5 protein-coding genes are annotated in these 4,960 nt (G+C 72.0%); 1 reads left to right on the top strand and 4 read right to left on the bottom strand.

Going from position 1 to position 4,960, the window contains the following annotated elements; translation table 11 throughout:
- The first annotated feature begins 685 nt into the window (after positions 1 to 685).
- A complete protein-coding gene (gene trpS / locus ADK55_RS09865) occupies positions 686 to 1,684 on the top strand; it encodes a tryptophan--tRNA ligase (protein WP_053677119.1) in 999 nt (332 codons plus the stop codon).
- Between the two features lie 54 nt (positions 1,685 to 1,738).
- Here trpS and proC read toward each other — a convergent pair whose 3' ends face one another.
- The 4 genes from proC to ADK55_RS09845 form a co-directional block, all read right to left on the bottom strand.
- Positions 1,739 to 2,548: a pyrroline-5-carboxylate reductase gene (proC, locus tag ADK55_RS09860; RefSeq protein WP_053677118.1), complete on the bottom strand. Its 810-nt coding sequence runs from the start codon at positions 2,546 to 2,548 to the stop codon at positions 1,739 to 1,741.
- 104 nt (positions 2,549 to 2,652) lie between these two features.
- Positions 2,653 to 3,390, bottom strand: a complete 738-nt coding sequence (locus ADK55_RS09855; RefSeq protein WP_053677117.1) for an ABC transporter permease — start codon at positions 3,388 to 3,390, stop codon at positions 2,653 to 2,655.
- On the bottom strand, positions 3,387 to 4,190 hold the full coding sequence (locus ADK55_RS09850; protein WP_053677116.1) for an ABC transporter ATP-binding protein: 804 nt from the start codon (positions 4,188 to 4,190) through the stop codon (positions 3,387 to 3,389). Before ADK55_RS09850 ends, ADK55_RS09855 begins: the two co-directional genes overlap by 4 nt.
- A 79-nt stretch (positions 4,191 to 4,269) precedes the next feature.
- A complete protein-coding gene (locus ADK55_RS09845; RefSeq protein ID WP_053677115.1) occupies positions 4,270 to 4,800 on the bottom strand; it encodes a hypothetical protein in 531 nt (176 codons plus the stop codon).
- Positions 4,801 to 4,960 lie beyond the last annotated feature (160 nt).

Here is a 4,960-nt window from a genome sequence, read left to right as displayed (position 1 = left end):
CAAGGAACGGACGCTTCCTTTGTACTCACCCTCAGTAACAATTACTGGGGCTTTCCTCCGGGCGCTTCCTTCGTTCTTGCGTTTCCGACTCTATCAGAGTCAGTCTCGCTTGTTTTCCGCCTTCCAGGTTCTTCGCTTTCGCGTTTCCCTTTCCGGCGATTCCGACTCTATCAGAACCTTTCGGCCCTGACTCCCAGTCAGCGGGTTGTGCTGCTTGGGCTGTTGGGCCCTTGCGGCGAGTGAGACAGTAGCGGATTCCCTGTCCCCGAACCTAATCGGCGACTGCGTCCTGGGACGCGGATTCCTCATTCGCATATACGCATGAAAACGAGACGACAAAGTGCGTCGTTCGTTCGAATGTGTGTGATGCGGGATGGCTGTCCGGGGACCGACCGGGGTCGGCGCTCACTTCGGACAACTCGAAGAACCTTACGGACCGGGTCAGGGTGTGTCAACTCGGGGACAGGCGTCACCCGGACGGCTAGCCTGGCTCCCATGACCACGCATGCGCACACGCTCAACCTGTGCTGGTGGGCCGCCTGACGGCGGCCGACCATCCACGCGAGCACGCATGCGCTCACGGCCGCCGCCTCGGCGGCCGTTTCTGTTTCTCCCCTCCCGGGAGTGGCTCGGTCGCCCGACGCGGCGGTACCGACATGACAGCCACACAGCAGGGAGACGGGACATGACGAGGATCTTCAGCGGGGTCAAGCCCACCGGGCATCTGACGCTGGGCAACTACCTGGGGGCCGTGCGGCAGTGGGTCGCCGCCGACCAGGAACCCGACGAGGCGCTGTTCTGCGTGGTGGACCTGCACGCGCTGACCGTGGAACACGATCCGGCGCGGGTCCGCCGGCTCAGCAGGCAGGCCGCGACGCTGCTGCTGGCCTCGGGGCTGGAACCGGCGAGGTGCACGCTCTTCGTGCAGAGCCACGTGGACGAGCACACCCGGCTGGCGTACCTGCTGGAGTGCACCGCGACCGACGGGGAACTGCGGCGGATGGTCCAGTACCGCGAGAAGGCGACGCGGGCGCGGGACGCCGGGGAAGGGGTGCGGCTGTCGTTGCTCACCTATCCCGTGCTGATGGCGGCCGACATCCTCGCGTACGGGACGGACCGGGTGCCGGTCGGTGAGGACCAGCGGCAGCACGTGGAACTGACGCGGGACCTCGCGGTGCGGTTCAACCAGCGGTACGGGCACACCTTCGCGGTGCCCGAGGCCACGCACCCGGTCGTGGCGGCTCGGGTCATGGACCTCCAGGACCCGACCTCCAAGATGGGGAAGTCCGGGGGCGCCGGGCCCGGGGTGGTGTTCATGCTCGACGAACCGGCGGTGGTGACGAAGAAGGTGATGCGGGCCGTCACCGACAGCGGGGACGGCGGCGTGGTCCTGGACCGGGAGAAGAGGCCCGGGGTCGCCAACCTGCTCGACATCCTCGCCGCCTGCACGGGCGGCGAGCCCGCGGCGCTGGCCGACGGGTACCAGGGCTACGGGGCGTTGAAGCGGGACGTCGCCGAGGCGGTGGTGGAGACGCTGCGGCCGGTGCGGGAGCGGCACGCCGAGCTGGCGGCCGACCCCGGCGGGGTGGAGAAGGTCCTGCGGGCCGGGGCCGAGCGGGCGCGCGGCCTGGCGCGGCCCGTGGTAGACCGGGCGTACCGGGTGATCGGGCTGTTGGAGCCCTGAAGGGCAGCGGCGGTACGGGTCCCCCGCGCGGGGGACCCGCAGCGCCGTGTCCGGTCAGCTGTTGCCGGAGGCGAGCTCGCGGCTGCGGTCGCGGGCCGCTTCGAGGGCGGCGATGAGGGCCGCCCGTACGCCGTGCTTCTCCAGCTCGACGATGGCGTTGATGGTCGTGCCGGCCGGGGAGGTCACGGCCTCGCGGAGCTTGACCGGGTGCTCGCCGCTGTCGCGGAGCATCACGGCGGCGCCGATGGCGGCCTGGACGATCAGGTCGTGCGCCTGGGCTCGGGGCAGGCCGAGGAGGATGCCGGCGTCGGTCATCGCCTCGACGAGGAAGTAGAAGTAGGCGGGGCCCGAGCCGGAGAGGGCGGTCGCGGCGTCCTGCTGCGACTCGGGGACGCGCAGGGTCTTGCCGACGCCGCCGAAGATCTCCTCGGTGTGCAGGAGGTGCGCGGCGGTGGCGTGGCTGCCGGCCGAGATGACGGACATGGCCTCGTCCACGAGGGCGGGGGTGTTCGTCATGACGCGGACGACCGGCGTGCCCGGAGCGAGCCGCTCCTCGAAGAAGGAGGTGGGGATGCCGGCGGCGCCGCTGATGATCAGGCGGTCGGTGGGGACGTGGGGGGCGAGTTCTTCGAGCAGCTTGCCCATGTCCTGCGGCTTGACCGTGAGGATCAGGGTGTCGGCGCGCTTGGCGGCCTCGGCGTTGGTGACGGCCTCGACCCCGTAACGGGTGCGCAGTTCCTCGGCGCGTTCGGGGCGGCGGGCGGTGACGAGGAGCTTGGCGGCGGGCCATCCGCCGCGGATCATCCCGCTGAGCAGGGCCTCGCCGATCTTGCCGGTACCGAGGACTGCGACTGTCTGGGTCATGCCCGATTCACCTCGCCGAACGATGCGTGCGCGGAGGCGTGCCGCCTCCACCTCCTCATCCTTGCACCCGGGGGCGTGGGGGCGAGGGGGTGTCCGGAGTGCGGTCAGGGGGTGCGGCGGCGCAGGGTGGCCGCGCCGAGGGCGAGGACGAGCAGGGCGCAGCCGGCGACGACGAGGGCGTCGCGGAGGAAGTCGGCGGTCATGTCGGTGTGGGTGAGGACCTGGGTCATGCCGTCCACGGCGTAGGACATGGGCAGGACGTCGGAGAGCCCTTCGAGGACCGGCTGCATGGTGTCGCGGGGCGCGAAGAGTCCGCACAGCAGGAGCTGGGGGAAGATCACCGCCGGCATGAACTGCACGGCCTGGAACTCGGACGCGGCGAAGGCGGAGACGAAGAGGCCGAGCGCCGTGCCGAGGAGCGCGTCGAGGAGGGCGACGAGCAGGAGCAGCCACGGGGAGCCGACGACGTCGAGGCCGAGGACCCACAGGGCGAGGCCGGTGGCGAGGACGGATTGGACGACGGCCACCGCGCCGAACGCGAGGGCGTAGCCGGCGATGAGGTCGCCCTTGCCGAGCGGCATCGCGAGGAGGCGTTCCAGGGTGCCGGAGGTGCGCTCGCGCAGGGTGGCGATGGAGGTCACCAGGAACATGGTGATGAGGGGGAAGATCCCGAGGAGGGAGGCCCCGACGCTGTCGAAGGTGCGGGCGCTGCCGTCGAAGACGTAGCGGAGCAGGGTCAGCATCAGGACGGGGACCAGCAGCATCAGTGCGATCGAGCGCGGGTCGTGGCGGAGCTGGCGCAGGACGCGCGCGGCGGTGGCGAGGGTGCGGGCCGTGTTCACGAGTGCTGCTCCTGGGTCTGCCGGGCGAGGGCGTTGGCGTCGTCGACGAGGCGGAGGAAGCCCTCCTCGACGGTGGTGGAGCCGGTGCGGTCCCGCAGGGCGTCGGGGGTGTCCTGGGCGAGGATGCGGCCCTCGCGCATGAGGAGGAGGTCGTGGCACCGTTCGGCCTCGTCCATGACGTGTGAGGAGACGAGGATCGTGGCGCCGCGGTCGGTGGTGAGGTCGTGGAAGAGGTTCCACAGGTCGCGTCGCAGGACGGGGTCGAGGCCGACGGTCGGTTCGTCGAGGACCAGCAGCTCGGGGGTGCCGAGCAGGGCGACGGCGAGGGAGACGCGGCTGCGCTGGCCGCCGGAGAGGTTGCCGGAGAGGGCGCCCGCGCGGCCGGTGAGGTCCACGTCGGTGATGGCGCGGGTGACGGCCGCGGCGCGGCGGTCGGCCGCGGCGCGGCCGGGGTCGAGGACGGCGGCGAAGTACTCGAGGTTCTGCCGGACGGTGAGGTCGTCGTAGACCGAGGGCGCCTGGGTGACGTAGCCGATGCGGGAGCGCAGTTCGGGGTGGCCGGCCCGGTGGCCGAGGACGTCGAGGGTGCCGGTGACGTGGGCCTGGGTGCCGACGACGGCGCGCATGAGGGTGGACTTGCCGCAGCCGGAGGGGCCGAGGAGGCCCGTGATCCGGCCGCGGGGGACGTCGAAGGCGAGGGCGTCGAGGACGGTGTGGGGGTGGCGTCCGGCGCCGCGGCGGACGGTGAGGCCGCGGGCGTGGACGGCGGCCGGGGCTCCGTCCGGCGAGTTATTCATCATGTGATGAATAATGCTCCCGGCTGTGCCGGGGCGTCAACCGGGCGGACGGGTACGGGGTCCGGGTCCGGACCCCCGGTGCTTACCGCTTGCGCTTGGGGCGGCGGGCGGCAGGGTTGCCGGTACGCGCACCGCGGCGCCGGGCGAACTCGGCCTGGGCGCGCTCGTACTCGGCGCGGCGCAGCTTCTCGCCGGGTGCCTCGACGAGGCAGCGCAGGAAGTACGCGATGAGGGAGCCGATGAAACCGATCGCCTTCAGGCCCTTGAGCGCGCCCTCGTCGGACGAGGGGCGGGGGCGGGTCCCGAAGGACTCCCAGGTCTTGGCGAACGCGATGGAACTGGCGATGGCGAAGAGGACGACGACGGAGATGCTGAGGAACGGGCCGACGTCGCCGATCTGCAGCCCCTCGTAGGCCATGCGCAGCAGGAACGCGGCGGCGACGGCGGTGACGAGCGAGCCGGCGGCCATGCCGATGCGGCGCAGGGCGTAGCCGCCGTCGTGCTCGACCCAGGTGGTGCCGAAGAACTTGATCGGCTCGGGCTCGGGGCCGGGCGCCGCGGGGGCGGCGGGCGGGGTGGGCCTGCTCTGGTCTCGCTGGTCGTTGTCGCTCACACCGGCGATTATCCCCCGACGGGCGGACCCGGCCGGGCGTGTCTCACGTGGCGGGCGGGCGGGGCGGGGCGGGGTGGGCCGCGGGGGGGCGCCCCGCCCGGGAAGGGGGGGCCCGGGGGGGGGGGGGCCGGGGGGGTTGTCCCGGGCAGGGGCCGGGGCG

The sequence above is a fragment of the Streptomyces sp. WM4235 genome, assembly GCF_001279725.1.
Classification (GTDB): Bacteria; Actinomycetota; Actinomycetes; order Streptomycetales; family Streptomycetaceae; genus Streptomyces.
This window is presented reverse-complemented; position numbering and strand designations above follow the sequence as displayed.

Bases quoted from the DNA above. Each gene is read 5' to 3' on its own strand.
- proC (WP_053677118.1), bottom strand. From the start codon at position 2,548: ATGACCCAGACAGTCGCAGTCCTCGGTACCGGCAAGATCGGCGAGGCC.
- trpS (WP_053677119.1), top strand. From the start codon at position 686: ATGACGAGGATCTTCAGCGGGGTCAAGCCCACCGGGCATCTGACGCTG.
- ADK55_RS09850 (WP_053677116.1), bottom strand. From the start codon at position 4,190: ATGATGAATAACTCGCCGGACGGAGCCCCGGCCGCCGTCCACGCCCGC.